Genomic DNA, 17,107 nt, shown 5'->3' with positions numbered 1-17,107 from the left:
GAGAAGATAAAAATGAAAAGTGATTCAGTTACCAAAGGGATGCAGCAGGCACCTCATAGATCTTTATTTAATGCCTTAGGTTTGACAAAAGAAGAAATGGAACGTCCATTAGTAGGTATTGTTAGTTCTTATAATGAAATCGTTCCAGGACATATAAATTTAGACAAAATAGTTAATGCAGTGAAACAGGGAGTAGCAATGGCAGGAGGAACTCCTATTGTATTTCCGGCAATTGCAGTTTGTGATGGTATTGCAATGGGACATATCGGTATGAAATATTCTCTTGCAACGCGTGATTTAATTGCAGATTCTACAGAGTGTATGGCAATTGCACATGCTTTTGATGCACTTGTTATGGTACCTAACTGTGACAAAAATGTACCTGGTCTGTTAATGGCAGCTGCACGTGTTAATGTACCGACAGTATTTGTGTCTGGAGGTCCAATGTTAGCCGGTCGTGTACATGGAGAAAAAACAAGTTTATCTAGTATGTTTGAGGCAGTTGGAGCATATGCTGCCGGTAACATGGATTTAGAAGAAGTAGAAGAATATGAAAATAAAGCCTGTCCTACTTGTGGTTCTTGTTCTGGTATGTATACAGCCAATAGTATGAATTGTTTAACAGAAGCTTTAGGAATGGGATTAAAAGGAAATGGAACGATTCCGGCTGTTTATTCCGAAAGAATACGCTTAGCAAAGCAGGCAGGAATGAAAGTTATGGAATTATTTGAAAAAAATATTTGTCCAAGGGATATCATGACAGAAAAAGCCTTTATGAATGCGCTGACAGTTGATATGGCATTAGGATGTTCTACAAACAGTATGCTACATTTACCCGCTATAGCGAATGAAGTTGGGATAGATTTAAATTTAGACATTGCCAACGAAATAAGTGCAAAGACGCCAAATTTATGTCATTTGGCACCAGCCGGTCACACATATATTGAAGATTTAAATGAAGCTGGCGGGGTTTATGCTGTTATGAACGAATTGATGAAGAAAGATTTGTTATATACCGATTTGATTACAGTTACCGGGAAAACAGTAGGAGAAAATATTAAAGGGTGTAACAATATAAATACAGAAGTAATCCGTCCGGCAGAGAACCCTTATAGTAAAACGGGAGGAATTGCAGTACTAAAAGGTAATTTGGCCCCAGATTCCGGTGTTGTTAAACGTTCAGCAGTAGCGCCTGAAATGATGGTACATGAAGGTCCGGCAAGAGTGTTCGATTGTGAAGAAGATGCAATTGAAGCTATAAAGGGTGGCAAAATTGTGGCTGGAGATGTTGTTGTTATTCGTTACGAAGGGCCGAAAGGAGGTCCAGGAATGCGTGAAATGCTAAATCCTACTTCTGCAATTGCCGGGATGGGATTAGGTTCCAGTGTTGCTTTAATTACAGATGGACGTTTTTCAGGAGCATCAAGAGGCGCATCAATTGGTCACGTATCGCCGGAAGCGGCAGTTGGAGGAAATATCGCATTGGTAGAAGAAGGGGATATTATTAAAATAAATATTCCGGAAAATAAATTAGATTTTGTCGTTTCAGATGAAGAACTTGAAGCAAGAAGAGCAAAATGGCATCCGAGAGAACCAAAAGTTACTACTGGATATATGGCACGTTATGCATCTATGGTTACATCAGGAAATAAAGGAGCTATTTTAAATAAGAAATAATAGTATAAAGGTAGTACTTACTTCAGATAGAAAGAGAGGATTACTGTATGTTATTGAATGGTTCGGAAATTTTAATTGAATGCCTGAAGGAACAAGGCGTTGATACAGTATTTGGTTATCCTGGTGGATCAATTTTAAATATATATGATGCTTTGTATCAACATAGTCATGAAATTAATCATATTTTGACATCACATGAACAAGGTGCTTCTCATGCGGCAGACGGTTATGCAAGAGTGACCGGAAAAGTTGGTGTATGTTTAGCAACTTCGGGACCGGGCGCAACTAATCTTGTTACAGGAATTGCAACTGCCTATATGGATTCAGTACCTTTAGTAGCAATTACTGCAAATGTAGGAACATCATTATTAGGAAGAGATAGTTTTCAGGAAATAGATATCGCAGGTGTGACAACACCAATTACAAAACATAATTTTATTGTAAAGGATATTTCTGTTTTGGCTGATACGATTCGAAGAGCTTTTAAAATTGCGAAAAGAGGAAGACCGGGTCCGGTTTTGGTAGATATTACGAAAGATGTTACCGCTAATAAGACAGAATATAAGAGAATAGAAATAGAAAAAGTGAATCGTATTACTGAGACAATAAAAGAAGACGATTTGGAAACAGCTATTAAATTAATTCTTAAATCAAAAAAACCATTTATATTTGTTGGTGGTGGAACCGTTATTTCAGATGCAGCAGAAGAATTATTTGAATTTGTTCATAAAGTGGATGCTCCTGTTACCGATACGTTAATGGGAAAAGGTGCTTATCCTGGTACAGATGAGTTTTATACTGGAATGTTAGGAATGCATGGGACCAAAACTTCAAATTATGGTGTGAGTGAATGTGATTTATTAATTGGAATTGGTGTACGTTTTAGTGATAGAGTCATAGGAAATGAAAAAAAATTTGCAAAAGGTGCAAAAATACTTCATATAGATATAGATCCGGCAGAAATTAATAAAAATATAATTAGTCATTCCAGTATTATCGGTGATATAAAAGAAATCTTAATTCGATTAAATAAAAAATTAGAACAGCAAGATCATAAAGAATGGATTGCATATATAAAAAAATATAAAGAAACGTATCCGTTAAAATATCCGAAAGGTGAATTGTCGGGACAGTCTGTTATTGAAGAAATTTATAAAATGACAGATGAAGAAACAGTAATTACGACAGAAGTAGGCCAACATCAGATATGGGCATCTCAATATTATAAATTCACAAAGCCGAGAACTTTTATTACTTCCGGTGGTTTAGGTACCATGGGATATGGTCTTGGTGCATGTATTGGAGCCAAAATAGGAGCTCCTGAAAAAACAGTTATTAATATAGCAGGCGATGGATGTTTTCGTATGAATATGAATGAGCTTGCTACTGCAACAAGATTAAATATACCAATCATACAGGTAGTTCTGAATAACCATGTATTAGGCATGGTAAGACAATGGCAGTCTATATTTTATGAAAAGAGATACTCGTCAACAATATTAGATGATAAAGTAGATTTTGTGAAGTTTGCTGAGGCTATGGGAGCAAAAGGTTTTCGTGTGAATTCTATAGAAGAATTTAAAGAAGTTTTTGCGAATGCTTTGAAATTGAATGAACCCGTTGTTATTGATTGCATGATCGATTCAGATGAAAAGGTATGGCCAATGGTAGCGCCTGGCGCAGCTATTAGCGAAGTTTTCACTGATGAAGATTTAAAAATAAAGCAATAAAAATGAAAAAATAATTAGGAGGAATGAAAGTGAGTAGAGTGTACAATTTTTCAGCAGGTCCGGCAGTATTACCGGAATCTGTACTAAGAGAAGCAGCAGAAGAAATGTTAGATTATAAGGGAACCGGAATGTCGGTTATGGAAATGAGTCATCGCTCGAAAGCTTATGATACTATTATCAAAGAAGCAGAGGCAGATTTACGTGAATTGATGAATATCCCCGACAACTATAAAGTCTTATTTTTACAAGGCGGAGCAAATTTGCAGTTTGCAATGATTCCTATGAATTTAATGAAAAATAAAGTTGCCGATTATATTGTAACAGGTCAATGGGCAAAGAAAGCTTATAATGAAGCGAAATTATATGGAACGGTTAATAAAATAGCATCTTCCGAGGATAAGACATTTTCTTATATACCGGATTGTTCAGATTTGAATATTTCAGAAAATGCAGATTATGTGTATATTTGTGAAAATAATACAATATATGGAACAAAATTTAAAGAGTTACCAAATACCAAAGGGAAAACACTAGTTTCCGATGTGTCTTCTTGCTTTTTATCTGAACCGGTAGATGTTTCTAAATATGGTTTAATTTATGGCGGTGTACAAAAGAATATTGGACCAGCAGGTGTTGTTGTAGCTATTATTCGTGAGGATTTAGTAACAGACGATACATTGCCGGGAACACCAACTATGATGAAATATAAAACTCATGTAGATGCAAAATCTTTATATAATACACCACCTGCATATGGAATTTATATTTGTGGTAAAGTATTTAAATGGTTAAAAGCACAAGGCGGACTTGAAAAAATGAAAGAAATAAATGATAAGAAAGCTGCATTGTTATATGATTTCTTAGATCAAAGTAATATGTTTAAAGGAACTGTTGTAAAAGAAGATCGATCTATTATGAATGTACCATTTGTTACGGGTAATGATGAGTTAGATGCAAAATTTATTAAAGAATCAGAAAAAGCAGGATTTGTTAATTTAAAAGGACACAGAAGTGTTGGTGGAATGAGAGCAAGTATTTATAATGCTATGCCAATGGAAGGTGTTGAAAAACTAGTTGATTTTATGAAAAAATTCGAAGAGGAAAATGCATAAAAGTTGAGGAGAGTAGATATGTTTAAGTATAATTGCTTAAATCCAATTTCACAAGTTGGGTTAGATTATTTTGATGAAAAGTATGAAAAAGTAGATGATTATAAAGATGCAGAGGCTGTTTTGGTAAGAAGTGCCAATATGCATGAATTGGAAATAAAAGACAATCTTTTAGCAGTAGCCAGAGCAGGTGCAGGCGTTAATAATATCCCATCTGATTTATGTGCAGAAAAAGGAATCGTTGTATTTAATACACCAGGTGCAAATGCAAATGGAGTTAAAGAGCTTGTTATTGCAGGGATGTTGCTGGCTTCCAGAGATCTTATTGGCGGTATCAGCTGGGTAAATGAAAATAAAGAAGATCCTAATATCCAGAAAGTAGTGGAAAAAGCGAAAAAATCTTTTGCCGGTGGAGAGATTAGTGGTAAAAAACTTGGTATTATTGGTTTGGGAGCTATTGGTGTACGTGTAGCTAATGCGGCCACAAATCTTGGAATGGAAGTTTATGGATATGATCCTTATATTTCTATAGATGCTGCATGGAGTTTATCAAGATCTATTAAACATATTAAAAATGTAGAAGAAATCTATAAAGAATGTGATTTTATTACTATTCATGTACCATTATTAGACTCTACTAAAAAAATGATTGATAAGTCAGCAATTTCTTTGATGAAAAATGACGTGGTTATATTAAATTTTGCTCGTGATTTATTGGTAAATGAAGAAGATATGGTAGAAGCATTAAAGAATGGTAAAGTTAAAAAGTATGTTACTGATTTCCCGAATCCAACAGTTGCAGGAGTAGAAGGTATCATAGCAACACCACATTTAGGAGCTTCAACAGAAGAGTCAGAAATAAATTGTGCTAAGATGGCGGTAAAACAGTTAAAAGACTATCTTGAAAACGGAAATATTAAGAATTCTGTAAATTATCCAAGCTGTAATATGGGTATTTGTACAGATGTGTCAAGAATTCTTATTTTCCATAAGAATATTAAAAATATGATTAGCCAATTTACAACCATTTTAGGAAAAGCTGATATTAATATTTGTAATATGACGAATAAAAGTAGAGGCGATTCAGCATATTCTATATTAGACTTAGATAAAGTTGTTAATGACAATGTTTTAAATGAGATTAAAAATATTGAAGAAGTGTTACGAATTCGTGTAGTAAAATAATTGTTCAGAAAATTATTTATGATAGAAACAGGGTATAGAAAGAATCTTGAGAATTCTTTATATGCTCTGTTTTTACATAATGATTGAGCTATGGGGAAGATTGTAAAAAATAACATATTATAGTAAAATAGAATGAAAGAAAAATAGTATAGTTAAAGGAGACATTTTAGAATGGCAAAAATAAAAGCATTTAAAAGTATAAGACCCAAAAAAGGATTAGAGCAACGTATTGCAGCTTTACCATATGATGTTTATAACCGAAATGAAGCAATAGAAGAAGTAAAGAAAGAACCAATGTCTTTTCTTCGCATTGATCGTGCGGAAACACAATTTGATGATAGTGTTGATACTTATGATCCGAAGGTATACCAAAAAGCGCATGATTTATTGTGGGAAATGGTGGAAGATGGAGAATTTATAAAAGAAGAACAGCCTTGTTATTATATATATGAGTTAACAATGAATGGGAGGTCTCAAACAGGTATCACTGCTTGCGCATCAATCGATGATTATTTAAACAATGTAATTAAAAAGCACGAAAATACAAGAGCAGAAAAAGAAATAGACCGTATTAATCATGTAGGTACATGTAATGCTCAAACGGGACCGATTTTTTTGGCTTATCGTTCTCATGAAGTGATTAATCAAATTGTAGATACTGTAAAGAAAGAACAAGCTTTATATGATTTTGTTGCACCGGATGGTGTACGTCATACCGTTTGGGTAATCAGTAAGCAAGATCAAGTACAGAGTATTGCGAAGGCTTTTGAAGAAGTCGATAGTATTTATATTGCTGATGGTCACCATAGAGCCGCTTCAGCAGTAAAAGTCGGGTTAAATCGAAGAGAAGAAAATAAAGAATATACAGGATTGGAAGAATTTAATTATTTCTTGTCTGTACTTTTCCCTGATGATCAGTTGATGATAATGGATTATAATCGTGTTGTGAAAGACTTAAATGGTTTAAACCAAGAAGAATTTATGAATCAAATTATCAATAAATTTGAAATAGAAAGAAAAGGGAACGTACAATATAAACCGGAAAACAAAGGTGAAATATCTATGTATTTAGGAGATGAATGGTACAAGCTGAAATTGCGAAAAGAGTTTATGTCCGATCATCCAATAGATGGTTTGGATGTCTCTATATTGCAAAGAGAAGTATTAGCGCCTATTTTAAATATACAAGACCCAAAAACAGATAATCGTATTGATTTTGTTGGTGGAATTAGGGGACTTACAGAATTGGAAAAGCGAGTAGCGAATGATTGTGTTGTAGCATTTGCAATGTATCCCACTTCTATAGAAGAATTATTTGCAATTTCCGATGCAGGATTATTAATGCCTCCAAAATCCACTTGGTTTGAGCCGAAGTTAAGAAGTGGTTTATTTATACATCAGATTTAACTTAAGTACATTTTTCTTATAAATACATAAGGATAAAATCCGAGTTCGGATATTTTATATCTTTATCATTAGGAGGAGTGCATATGAACAAAAAACTGTACGAACAAATGGATTGGCCTAGAATTGAAGCTATAGTATATTCAGAGGAGTGTATGCCATACGATGTTTTAGGACCACATGTGATAAAGCAAGGAATAATAATTCAAACATTTATTCCTTATGCAACAAAAGTAGCATTAAAAGATCTAAAGGATAAGAAAAAATATTCCATGGAATTGGTTGACGATGCGGGGTTTTATAGTGTATTGCTTCCTAGAAAGAGAAAAATACCGGACTATGTATTTGTAATTGAAACTGATAATGGAGAAATAATTGAACAAAGAGATCCCTATAGTTTTCAACTTCCATTTTCAGAAGAAGATTTTGAGGAATTTGGAGCGGGGACTGATTATAATGTTTATCAAAAACTTGGAGCACATTTATTAGAAATAGAAGGAATAAAAGGTACAGTATTTACTGTATGGGCACCAAATGCGATAAGGGTTAGCGTTATTGGGGAATTTAATCAATGGGATGGAAGAATTCATCAAATGCATAGAATTGGTAATACAGGTGTTTTTGAGCTGTTTTTACCGGATGTTAACGAGAAATCATGCTATAAGTTTGAAATAAAAAAAACGGGTAATTATATTATCAATAAAATTGATCCCTATGGTTTTAAATTAAAGAATATTTGTTATGATATTGTTTCTGTGATCGTATCATCGGATAATTTTGTTTGGGAAGATGATAAATGGATTTGTTCCAGAATAAAAAATAGTGTATATGAAAAACCAATGTCTATATTAGAAATACAATTAGAGGATTGGATTTCTTCAAATCGATCGGATGTTATTAACTATAAGAATTTAGCTTTAGAAATTGCTGATTATGCGAAAGAAATGGGATATACTCATATTTTGTGCAGTACAATAATGGAAACTGATCAAGGAAATAATGTTATCAGTTATTATGCTCCAAAAAGTAAATTAGGTACATCAAATAATTTAAAAGAGTTTGTAAATATATTACATCAAAATGAAATTGGTGTGATTTTAGATTGGATACCTTCCTATTTTTCGGATGAATATTATGGACTTGGAGAATTTGATGGATCTTGTTTGTATGAAGATAACGATTTAAGAAAGAGAAAACATGGAGAAAATGGAAAACCTATGTTTCATTATGCTCGAAGTCAGGTGCAAAATTTTTTAATGGCTAATGCTTTATATTGGATTGAAGAATTTCATATTGATGGATTGCGTTTGTGTTCTTTAGCATCAATGTTATATTTAGATTACTATAAAAGAGCGGGACAATGGGTTCCGAACATATATGGAGGTAATGAAGATCTTGAAGCAGTAGCATTTATAAAGCTGCTTAATAAGACTATAAAAAAGAGGACGGATGGAGTCGTTATGTTAGCCGAAGATGATAGTTTATGGCCAGGAGTAACAGAAAGTTTAGAAAATGATGGTTTAGGTTTTGATTTCAAACAAAATATGGGCTGGACAAATGATTTTTTAGAATATATGTTTTGTGATCCTTTTTATCGTTCCAATATGTATGAAAAACTAACATTAAGTATGCTTTATGCTTATTGTGAGAAATATTTACTATGCTTACCAGGCAATAAGTCGTTACTAGATTCTATGCCCGGTGATAGCGAAAGAAAATTGGCTAATTTTAAAGTATCCATAGGTTATATGATGATGCATCCTGGAAGAAAAATGCTCAAAAAAGGTGAGGAAACATTACAAATTAAGAAATATTTGAAAGAAATTATGAAGTTATATCATAGCGAACCGGCTCTTTCACAACTAGAAGATTTAACAGATGGCTTTGAATGGATAAATAACATATCATCAAAAACCAATATAATTGTTTTTCTAAGAAAATCAAAGGATGAGAAAGATAATTTAATAGTAATCTGTAATTTTTCATCTTCTGTTTATTCAAAGTATAAAATTGGTATTCCGATAGAAGGTAATTATAAAGAAATATTTAATAGTGATGCGGAAACTTTTGATGGGATTGATATTGTAAACAGAGGAATTATAAAATCAGCACCTGAAGAATGTGATGGAAGAGAAAATTCAATTTGTATAAAATTACCGCCAATTGCAATGTTGATCTTAAAAAGAACAAACTAAACTAGATATTAGAAAGATAAAGGTAGGAAAGTACAATGTTTTTAGAAACCGTACAAAAAGTATTGGATTTTATAAATAATAAAAGGTTTTTACAAGCTGTAACAGACTTTGCGTTGCAGATCGTAATAGCAATAATAATTTATATTATAGGAATTAAATTAATTAAATTTACTCGAAATATTTTAAGAAAGTCATTACTGAGAACAAATGTAGAACAAGGAGTAATACAATTTTTAGATTCGCTCCTTAAAATATTACTATATATCTTATTAATCCTTATCATCGGAGGAAGATTTGGAGTTACCAAATCTTCGGTTATTGCACTATTAGGTTCTGTAGGTTTGGCAATTGGTTTGTCACTTCAGGGAAGTTTGTCTAATTTTGCAGGAGGAGTCTTGATATTAATATTAAAACCATTTAAAGTAGGTGATTATATTATGGAAGACACGAATAAAAACGAGGGAACTGTAAAGGAAATACAAATTTTTTATACAAAATTACTTACTCCTGATAATAAGATTATTGTAATACCTAATGGGGTATTATCAAATTCAAGTTTAACGAATGCAACAAATCAAGATAAAAGGCGGGTTTCAGTATCTGTTGGTATTTCTTATGATTCAGATCTAAAAAAAGCAAAAAATATTATTGAAAAACTTTTAGTTCAGGATGAAAAAGTTCTTTTGGAAGAACCAATAGAAGTTTTTGTTGACCAATTGACGCAGAGTGCAGTAATTATAACAGGAAGAATGTGGGTATTGACTGATGATTACTGGCCTGCAAAATGGAGGATTACAGAAGAGATGAAATTAGCTTTTGATAAGGAAGATATTAAAATACCACATAACTTATTAGATATAAAAGTAAATAAATAAAGGAGATGGACTATGAGGAGTATGGAATTTAAAATGGAAAGACAGGGGCTTGTAAAAATTGGACAAACAGTTACTGTACAAGAATCCAAACTCCCAAATAGCTATTATTATACAATAGTGCCGGCAGTTGCCATGTCCGGTAATTATACATTTAATGAGAGGTTAGATAAGTTAGAAGGAAAAATTATAGATATTAAACAGACAGAGAAAGGTTATTTTGTAATTGTTGAGTTTGAATAAATATTACTTAAATGTAACGGAAACTAATTTTCAAAATAAGGTAGATTCAGTAGATTTGAATTACCATAATGGCTTTACATATTACACGGATAATGGTATAATTTTGATTTGTAATAGGTTAACATAGGACTTGTATCTTTTAGAGATACAAGTCCAAATTAGTGATAAGAGGTAAAGCGAATGGGAAAAAACAATAGAGTAATTTATATGGATGTACTAAGAATTATTTCGATTTTTGCTGTAATTACAATACATGTAGGATCACAACTTCAAAATCTATTTGATAAAGGTGTTCCTGAATGGAATGTTTACAATATCTATGTTAGTTTGTCAAGATTTTCTGTACCGATTTTTGTAATGATAAGTGGATATTTCTTTTTGAATCCTAAAAAAGAAATAAAAATATCTACATTGTTTAGAAAGTACATAGGACGCTTGGTTATTGCCTTTTTATTTTGGTCATTTATTTATGCAGTTGCAACAACAAATTCTGCTATATTGTCTGGTCGACCAGAATCGATTCTTATTGTAGCCAAGAGAACAATTGAGGGACATGCACAATATTGGTATCTATATATGTTGGTGGGATTATACATAATTACTCCATTTTTAAAGAGAATGTTAGCATTAATTTCGAAAAAGGAATTAGAGTATTTTTTACTATTATCTTTTGTTTTTTCAGGGATTGTACCATATTTAGGTTATTTTCATAATGGTTTTCTTCAGGAAACATCCTTAATTATGAACAAGTTTCAACTAACATTTGTTTCGGGGTATGTCTTCTACTTTGTATTAGGTCATTATATCGGAACCTATGAAATTACAAAAAGGTTAAGAAGAGGAAGTTACATTTTAGGTCTATTAGGTGTTTTTGCTACTATATATGGATCTTGGTATTTTGATGTAAAGATAAATCAAAATGGTGCATTTTTTCAAGATAATTTAACTGTATTTATTATATTCTATAGTATAGCAGTATTTATGTTTGTAAAAGAAAGATTTAAAAATATACAAATAAGCGAAAAGAAGTGTGCACTTATTTCGAGTATTTCACAACATACATTTGGGATGTATTTATGTCATGATTGTTTTAATATGTTGTATTATAAATTAGGTATATGGAATAATCTAAGGTTTTCAGCATGGTTAGCAGTCCCATTATTTGTTATTATTGATGCTGTTGGAAGTTTTGTTATAGTAACTATAATGAAACGTATTCCTATACTCAAAAAAACAGTAATGTAAAAATTTTTAATAAGTAAGGAGGAGTATAAATGATTCAATCAAAGCAAGATTATTTAGAGTATTTAGAAGAAGATAGAATTGCTTTAGGGGAAAAAGGGAAAAAACCCAAATTATTTGGTGACGAAGTTTGGAAGTTTCAAAGGCTGTTAAGAAAGTATGAATATTATAGTAATTGTAAGAAGGGATTGATTTCTAAAATATTTTGTAAATATTTACAAGCAAGATTTCATTATAGTTCAATAAGATTAGGATTTAATATACCTATAAATTCATGCGATCCCGGCTTATCAATTGGTCATATAGGGCCAATAATTATTAATGGTTCTTGTAAAATCGGGAGAAATTGTAGAATCCATGTTGGAACAAATATTGGTTCTCAAGCGGGAAAAAGAGATGCTTGTCCTACAATTGGAGACTATTGTTACATAGGTCCGGGAGTGAAAATTTTTGGAAAGATTAGTATTGGAAATCATGTTGCAATCGGAGCAAATGCAGTAGTAACAAAAGATTTTCCTGATAATGTTACTATTGCAGGAGCACCTGCAAAAATTATTAATGAAAAAGGTTCCCATGGTCTATTAAATTACCATGAATACCATCAATAGAAGCTTAGAACGAAAAAAGACTATGAATAAATATATCATAGTCTTTTTTGACAGCTCCCCATGGGACTCGAACCCACGACCTACGCATTACGAATGCGTTGCTCTACCAACTGAGCTAGGGAAGCATACAAGTATTATTGAATTCATAAAAAACGATTCAAATGGAACATTTGTAATTATATATATTTTTGTAAGATAATGCAAGTTATTTTTAAAAAAAAGTTGTTCTTTTTTTGAGATATTGATATAATTCATGTATATGTTTACGAAAGAAGATTTTTATTTAATGGACAATAATAATATTGAGGTGAGAAAATGGAAACGAAAAATCAAGATCAAGAACAAATGAAGTTAAATGAGGGGATTTCAGTTCATGAGGAACAAGAAGATTTAGAGATTGAGATATTAGATATGAATGATGTTGTTCCAGAGCACAAGGCTAAAAAGCGCAGCAAAGAAGAAAGAGCACAGTTTGATAGAACCACATTTTTGATTATTACTTATTCAGCAATTGTAGTATTATTTTTGGGTGAACTAGTTGTTGGAAAATCTATGTTGGAAATTGATTTTCCACTATTAGCGATAGTATTATTATTAAATTTGGGAATTGGTTATTTATTGTCGGAAGCTAGTGTTTTTATTCCAATTATTTTAGTGATTTTAGAAGTTGTGGCAGGACTAGTAATGAAAGACGTAAAATTGACAACTTTAGGAGCAATTTTATTAATTGCTACTGCTATGTTACGCAAATTACAAAAAAGGAAAGAAATGTAAACATATATTAATTAGGAGAATTTATGCATAGTAATTGTAAAATTTATTTATATTCTTGTAATAAGAAAGGACACGATTCAAAAAATTATTTGAAATATCAAAGAGATTCTGTTAATGAAATTTTGAAATATGTAATGAAAAAAGAATTTGAGATATCGTTTCATAAATCTATGATTGAGAAAGATTTGTATGGAAAGCCTTTTTTAAAAGACTTTCCATATATTCATTATAATATTAGTCATTGTGATGGTTACATTGCTTGCGGTATTTCAAATGGACCGATAGGAATTGACGTAGAAAATGTTCGTGAATATCCAACTAAAGTATTAAAAAGGGTATTTTCAGATAAGGAGATAGAATTTGTAGAGAGTGCAAACTCAAAAAATTTGAAATTCTTTCAATTGTGGACATTAAAAGAGTCTTATATAAAAGCAATTGGAAAAGGACTTACGTATCCTATTGACAAAGTTAATTTTGAAATATTAGACGATAATGAAATAAAGAGTAATCAATCCAATAGTTATTTTGACCAAATTTTTTTAGAAGATGGAAAATTTGTTTTATCTGTATGTACATTTCGTAAATCAGAACTATCAATTGAACATTGGAATGCAGGAGGAACTTATGAATAAAAGAAATTATCAAAAGGAATTGGATATTTTTTTAGAACAACTAAAGTCTAAAAAAGAAACACCGACACTTTTGTTACATAGTTGCTGTGCTCCCTGTAGTTCTTATATCTTAGAGTATTTATCTAATTATTTTAAGATTACCGTTTTTTATTATAATCCTAATATTTATCCGGAAGAAGAATATACAAAAAGAGTTAAGGAACAACAAATATTTATTCATGAACTTCCTGTTCATAATCCAATTTCTTTTATAGAAGGGGTATTTCAGCCACGTGACTTTTATGAAGTAGTAAAAGGATTAGAAAGCGAACCGGAAGGCAGTTCTCGATGTTTTTCCTGTTATGATTTGAGATTAAGAGAGACCGCAAAAATTGCTAAGGAAAAACAATTTGATTATTTTACGACCACACTTTCGGTAAGCCCTTTAAAAAATGCTGAGAAGTTAAATGAGATTGGAGAAAAATTAGGAAATGAATTTAATATTCCTTATTTATGTTCTGATTTTAAAAAGAAAAATGGTTATAAACGTTCTGTTGAACTTTCTAATATATATGGGTTATATCGACAGAATTATTGTGGTTGTGTTTTTTCGTATAATAGGATTTCATGAAAAAGTATATATAATGTCGTTATTGTAAGAATATAAATAATATGCTATTCTAAACGATAGTTTAGAAATGAAAAGAGTGAAAATAGAAAAGAGGTAATAATATGGCACAATTATGGGGCGGGCGCTTCACCAAAGAGACAGATCAATTAGTTTATAACTTTAATGCATCTATTTCTTTCGATCAAAAATTTTATAAGCAAGATATTGAAGGAAGTAAAGCACATGTAATTATGCTTGCGAAACAGGGGATTTTAACTGAAGAGGAAAAGAATATAATTATAGATGGTTTAGAGGGAATTCTAAGAGATGTGGAAACAGGGATAATACAAATTTCTTCTAAATATGAAGATATTCATAGTTTTGTTGAGGCGACGCTGATCGAACGTATTGGGGAACCTGGAAAAAAACTTCATACAGGCAGGAGTCGTAATGATCAGGTGGCATTAGATATGAAACTATATACAAGACTAGAAGTATTATATATGGACGAATTAGTAAAAGAATTATTAGAGATATTATTAAAAATTATGGAAGATAATACGGATACATTTATGCCTGGTTTTACACATTTGCAAAAGGCGCAGCCGATAACACTGGCTCATCATATGGGGGCATATTTTGAAATGTTTAAAAGGGATCGTTTGAGATTGAAGGACATTTATCAAAGAATGAATTATTGTCCCTTAGGTTCAGGTGCATTAGCAGGTACTACTTATCCGTTAGATAGAGATTACTCTGCGCAATTACTGGGATTTACAGGTCCTACTTTAAATAGCATGGATTCCGTTTCAGATCGAGATTATATCATCGAATTTTTGTCGGCAATGTCAACCATTATGATGCATTTAAGTAGATTTTCTGAGGAGATAATAATTTGGAACTCTAACGAATATCAATTTGTAGAGCTAGATGATGCATATAGCACAGGAAGCAGTATTATGCCACAAAAGAAAAATCCGGATATTGCAGAATTAGTACGAGGAAAAACAGGAAGAGTTTATGGAGCATTAATGTCAGTTTTGACTATTATGAAGGGGCTTCCACTTGCTTACAATAAAGATATGCAGGAAGATAAAGAATTGACTTTTGATGCAATCGATACGGTAAAAGGATGTTTATTATTATTTACGGGAATGCTTCGTACCATGAAATTCAATAAAGCTATTATGGCAAAAAGTGCTATGAATGGATTTACCAATGCTACAGATGCGGCAGACTATCTTGTAAATCATGGAGTTGCATTTCGAGACGCACATAGTATTGTAGGACAATTGGTCTTATATTGTTTGGAAAAAAATATTACATTAGAAGATATGACATTAGAAGAATATAAGACAATAAATCCTGTGTTTGATGAAACTATATATGAAGCTATTAGTTTAGAATCATGTGTAAATAAAAGACTAACGATTGGTGCGCCAAGCAAGAAAGCAATGAACCAAGTAATACTAAAACATAAAGAGTATTTAAATAAGGATTGGCAAAATCATTAAAAAATACTTGCATTTTTTGTATATATGTTATACTATACCTTATAGAAAGACAAATGTGCGCGGCAGAAAAACAAAATTTTATAAATGTTTTTTGTTGCAGAATGATTTAGGTTAGACAAGGAGAATAAAAAATGAATCAGAAATTAAAAGTAGGAATCCTTGGTGGTACAGGTATGGTAGGGCAACGTTTTATCTCTTTATTAGAGAACCATCCTTGGTTTCAGGTTACAACGATAGCTGCAAGTCCAAGAAGTGCTGGAAAAACATACGAAGAAGCAGTCGGGGATCGTTGGAAAATGACAACTCCTATTCCCGAAAGTATAAAGAAGATTGTTGTCATGAACGTAAATGAAGTAGAAGAAGTTGCTGCTAAAGTGGATTTTGTTTTTAGTGCAGTTGATATGTCTAAAGATGAAATAAAAGCAATTGAAGAGGCTTATGCAAAGACAGAAACGCCAGTTGTTTCAAATAATAGTGCGCACAGATGGACACCGGATGTACCTATGGTTATACCGGAAATTAATCCGGAACACATGAAGGTGATTGATTTTCAAAAAAAGCGTTTAGGAACTACAAAAGGTTTCGTTGCTGTAAAGCCCAACTGTTCTATTCAAAGCTATGCACCAGTATTAACAGCATGGGAAGAATTTGAACCCTATGAAGTGGTTGCTACAACATATCAGGCTATATCAGGAGCAGGAAAGACATTTCAGGATTGGCCAGAAATGAAAGAGAATATTATCCCTTATATTGGTGGAGAAGAAGAAAAATCAGAAAAAGAACCTTTAAGAATTTGGGGGAAAATTGAGAATGGTGTAATTGAGCCGGCCTCTTCACCTGTAATTACATGTCAATGCATTCGGGTTCCCGTTTTAAATGGACATACAGCGGCAGTTTTTGTTAAATTTAAAAAGAAGCCTACGAAAGAACAACTTATAGAGAAATTAGTACATTTTAAAGGTGTACCTCAAGAACTACAATTACCGAGTGCTCCAAAACAATTTATTCAATATTTAGAGGAAGATAATCGTCCGCAAGTTCAAGCAGATGTTAAATATGAAAAAGGCATGGGTATTTCAGTAGGGCGTATTAGAGAAGATTCGATTTATGATTTTAAATTTGTAGGATTATCACATAATACTTTACGTGGAGCAGCCGGTGGGGCTGTATTGTGTGCAGAATTATTAAAATCACAAGGATATATTCAGTCAAAATAAAAATAAAAAATCATCACAGTGTGAAAACTGTGATGTTTTTTTATTTTTTTGAAGAATTTCGAATTTCAAATATAGCTTGCAAATAATTAGCAAATGATGTAATATATAGTGAAAAA

General features: G+C 32.0%; 15 protein-coding genes and 1 tRNA gene. 15 read left to right on the top strand and 1 reads right to left on the bottom strand.

The window, feature by feature from the left end:
* The first annotated feature begins 12 nt into the window (after positions 1-12).
* The 10 genes from ilvD (at position 13) to DWV06_RS10285 (ending at position 12,265) form a co-directional block, all read left to right on the top strand.
* A complete protein-coding gene (gene ilvD / locus DWV06_RS10330; protein ID WP_115482110.1) occupies positions 13-1,677 on the top strand; it encodes a dihydroxy-acid dehydratase in 1,665 nt (554 codons plus the stop codon).
* A 47-nt stretch (positions 1,678-1,724) separates the two neighbouring features.
* Complete coding sequence (ilvB, locus tag DWV06_RS10325) at positions 1,725-3,407, top strand: biosynthetic-type acetolactate synthase large subunit (protein ID WP_115482109.1); 1,683 nt, start codon at positions 1,725-1,727, stop codon at positions 3,405-3,407.
* 29 nt (positions 3,408-3,436) lie between these two features.
* On the top strand, positions 3,437-4,519 hold the full coding sequence (gene serC, locus DWV06_RS10320; RefSeq protein ID WP_331463313.1) for a 3-phosphoserine/phosphohydroxythreonine transaminase: 1,083 nt from the start codon (positions 3,437-3,439) through the stop codon (positions 4,517-4,519).
* Between the two features lie 18 nt (positions 4,520-4,537).
* Positions 4,538-5,701 (top strand): phosphoglycerate dehydrogenase, encoded by a 1,164-nt coding sequence (locus tag DWV06_RS10315; RefSeq protein ID WP_115482107.1) that lies wholly within the window; start codon positions 4,538-4,540, stop codon positions 5,699-5,701.
* A gap of 171 nt (positions 5,702-5,872) precedes the next feature.
* The gene (locus tag DWV06_RS10310) at positions 5,873-7,108 is read left to right on the top strand and encodes a DUF1015 domain-containing protein (RefSeq protein ID WP_115482106.1); all 1,236 of its coding nucleotides are present in this window, start codon (positions 5,873-5,875) and stop codon (positions 7,106-7,108) included.
* Positions 7,109-7,191: 83 nt separating this feature from the next.
* Positions 7,192-9,300: a 1,4-alpha-glucan branching enzyme gene (gene glgB / locus DWV06_RS10305; RefSeq protein WP_115482105.1), complete on the top strand. Its 2,109-nt coding sequence runs from the start codon at positions 7,192-7,194 to the stop codon at positions 9,298-9,300.
* A 35-nt stretch (positions 9,301-9,335) separates the two neighbouring features.
* Complete coding sequence (locus tag DWV06_RS10300; protein WP_115482104.1) at positions 9,336-10,175, top strand: mechanosensitive ion channel family protein; 840 nt, start codon at positions 9,336-9,338, stop codon at positions 10,173-10,175.
* 12 nt (positions 10,176-10,187) lie between these two features.
* On the top strand, positions 10,188-10,415 hold the full coding sequence (locus tag DWV06_RS10295) for a hypothetical protein (RefSeq protein WP_193726016.1): 228 nt from the start codon (positions 10,188-10,190) through the stop codon (positions 10,413-10,415).
* Positions 10,416-10,595: 180 nt separating this feature from the next.
* Positions 10,596-11,660 carry an acyltransferase gene (locus DWV06_RS10290; protein WP_115482103.1) on the top strand — a complete coding sequence of 355 codons (1,065 nt, stop codon included), beginning with the start codon at positions 10,596-10,598 and terminating at the stop codon, positions 11,658-11,660.
* Positions 11,661-11,689: 29 nt separating this feature from the next.
* The gene (locus DWV06_RS10285) at positions 11,690-12,265 is read left to right on the top strand and encodes a serine O-acetyltransferase (protein WP_115482102.1); all 576 of its coding nucleotides are present in this window, start codon (positions 11,690-11,692) and stop codon (positions 12,263-12,265) included.
* A gap of 52 nt (positions 12,266-12,317) precedes the next feature.
* On the opposite strand, the gene DWV06_RS10280 is transcribed toward DWV06_RS10285, so the two are convergent.
* Positions 12,318-12,390 (bottom strand) — tRNA-Thr (locus tag DWV06_RS10280).
* Positions 12,391-12,580: 190 nt separating this feature from the next.
* Between DWV06_RS10280 and DWV06_RS10275 the strand changes: the two genes are divergently transcribed.
* The 5 genes from DWV06_RS10275 to asd all read left to right on the top strand — a co-directional run bounded on the left by DWV06_RS10275 (position 12,581) and on the right by asd (position 16,991).
* The gene (locus DWV06_RS10275; protein ID WP_115482101.1) at positions 12,581-13,039 is read left to right on the top strand and encodes a hypothetical protein; all 459 of its coding nucleotides are present in this window, start codon (positions 12,581-12,583) and stop codon (positions 13,037-13,039) included.
* Positions 13,040-13,062: 23 nt separating this feature from the next.
* On the top strand, positions 13,063-13,671 hold the full coding sequence (locus DWV06_RS10270) for a 4'-phosphopantetheinyl transferase family protein (RefSeq protein WP_115482100.1): 609 nt from the start codon (positions 13,063-13,065) through the stop codon (positions 13,669-13,671).
* Positions 13,664-14,281 (top strand): epoxyqueuosine reductase QueH, encoded by a 618-nt coding sequence (locus tag DWV06_RS10265; RefSeq protein ID WP_115482099.1) that lies wholly within the window; start codon positions 13,664-13,666, stop codon positions 14,279-14,281. Before DWV06_RS10270 ends, DWV06_RS10265 begins: the two co-directional genes overlap by 8 nt.
* A gap of 101 nt (positions 14,282-14,382) precedes the next feature.
* Positions 14,383-15,774 (top strand): argininosuccinate lyase, encoded by a 1,392-nt coding sequence (gene argH, locus DWV06_RS10260; protein ID WP_115482098.1) that lies wholly within the window; start codon positions 14,383-14,385, stop codon positions 15,772-15,774.
* A gap of 131 nt (positions 15,775-15,905) precedes the next feature.
* Positions 15,906-16,991 (top strand): aspartate-semialdehyde dehydrogenase, encoded by a 1,086-nt coding sequence (asd, locus tag DWV06_RS10255; protein WP_115482097.1) that lies wholly within the window; start codon positions 15,906-15,908, stop codon positions 16,989-16,991.
* The last annotated feature ends 116 nt before the right edge of the window (positions 16,992-17,107 follow it).

It is taken from the genome of Anaerosacchariphilus polymeriproducens, from assembly GCF_003363435.1.
Classification (GTDB): domain Bacteria; phylum Bacillota; class Clostridia; order Lachnospirales; family Lachnospiraceae; genus Anaerosacchariphilus; species Anaerosacchariphilus polymeriproducens.
This window is presented reverse-complemented; position numbering and strand designations above follow the sequence as displayed.

What these genes read in the sequence shown, in the direction of transcription:
- ilvD (WP_115482110.1), top strand. Translation starts at nt 13, where the DNA reads ATGAAAAGTGATTCAGTTACCAAAGGGATGCAGCAGGCACCTCATAGA.
- DWV06_RS10310 (WP_115482106.1), top strand. Translation starts at nt 5,873, where the DNA reads ATGGCAAAAATAAAAGCATTTAAAAGTATAAGACCCAAAAAAGGATTA.
- argH (WP_115482098.1), top strand. Translation starts at nt 14,383, where the DNA reads ATGGCACAATTATGGGGCGGGCGCTTCACCAAAGAGACAGATCAATTA.
- ilvB (WP_115482109.1), top strand. Translation starts at nt 1,725, where the DNA reads ATGTTATTGAATGGTTCGGAAATTTTAATTGAATGCCTGAAGGAACAA.
- DWV06_RS10315 (WP_115482107.1), top strand. Translation starts at nt 4,538, where the DNA reads ATGTTTAAGTATAATTGCTTAAATCCAATTTCACAAGTTGGGTTAGAT.
- DWV06_RS10270 (WP_115482100.1), top strand. Translation starts at nt 13,063, where the DNA reads ATGCATAGTAATTGTAAAATTTATTTATATTCTTGTAATAAGAAAGGA.
- asd (WP_115482097.1), top strand. Translation starts at nt 15,906, where the DNA reads ATGAATCAGAAATTAAAAGTAGGAATCCTTGGTGGTACAGGTATGGTA.
- DWV06_RS10300 (WP_115482104.1), top strand. Translation starts at nt 9,336, where the DNA reads ATGTTTTTAGAAACCGTACAAAAAGTATTGGATTTTATAAATAATAAA.
- DWV06_RS10275 (WP_115482101.1), top strand. Translation starts at nt 12,581, where the DNA reads ATGGAAACGAAAAATCAAGATCAAGAACAAATGAAGTTAAATGAGGGG.
- DWV06_RS10290 (WP_115482103.1), top strand. Translation starts at nt 10,596, where the DNA reads ATGGGAAAAAACAATAGAGTAATTTATATGGATGTACTAAGAATTATT.
- glgB (WP_115482105.1), top strand. Translation starts at nt 7,192, where the DNA reads ATGAACAAAAAACTGTACGAACAAATGGATTGGCCTAGAATTGAAGCT.
- DWV06_RS10265 (WP_115482099.1), top strand. Translation starts at nt 13,664, where the DNA reads ATGAATAAAAGAAATTATCAAAAGGAATTGGATATTTTTTTAGAACAA.
- DWV06_RS10295 (WP_193726016.1), top strand. Translation starts at nt 10,188, where the DNA reads ATGAGGAGTATGGAATTTAAAATGGAAAGACAGGGGCTTGTAAAAATT.
- DWV06_RS10285 (WP_115482102.1), top strand. Translation starts at nt 11,690, where the DNA reads ATGATTCAATCAAAGCAAGATTATTTAGAGTATTTAGAAGAAGATAGA.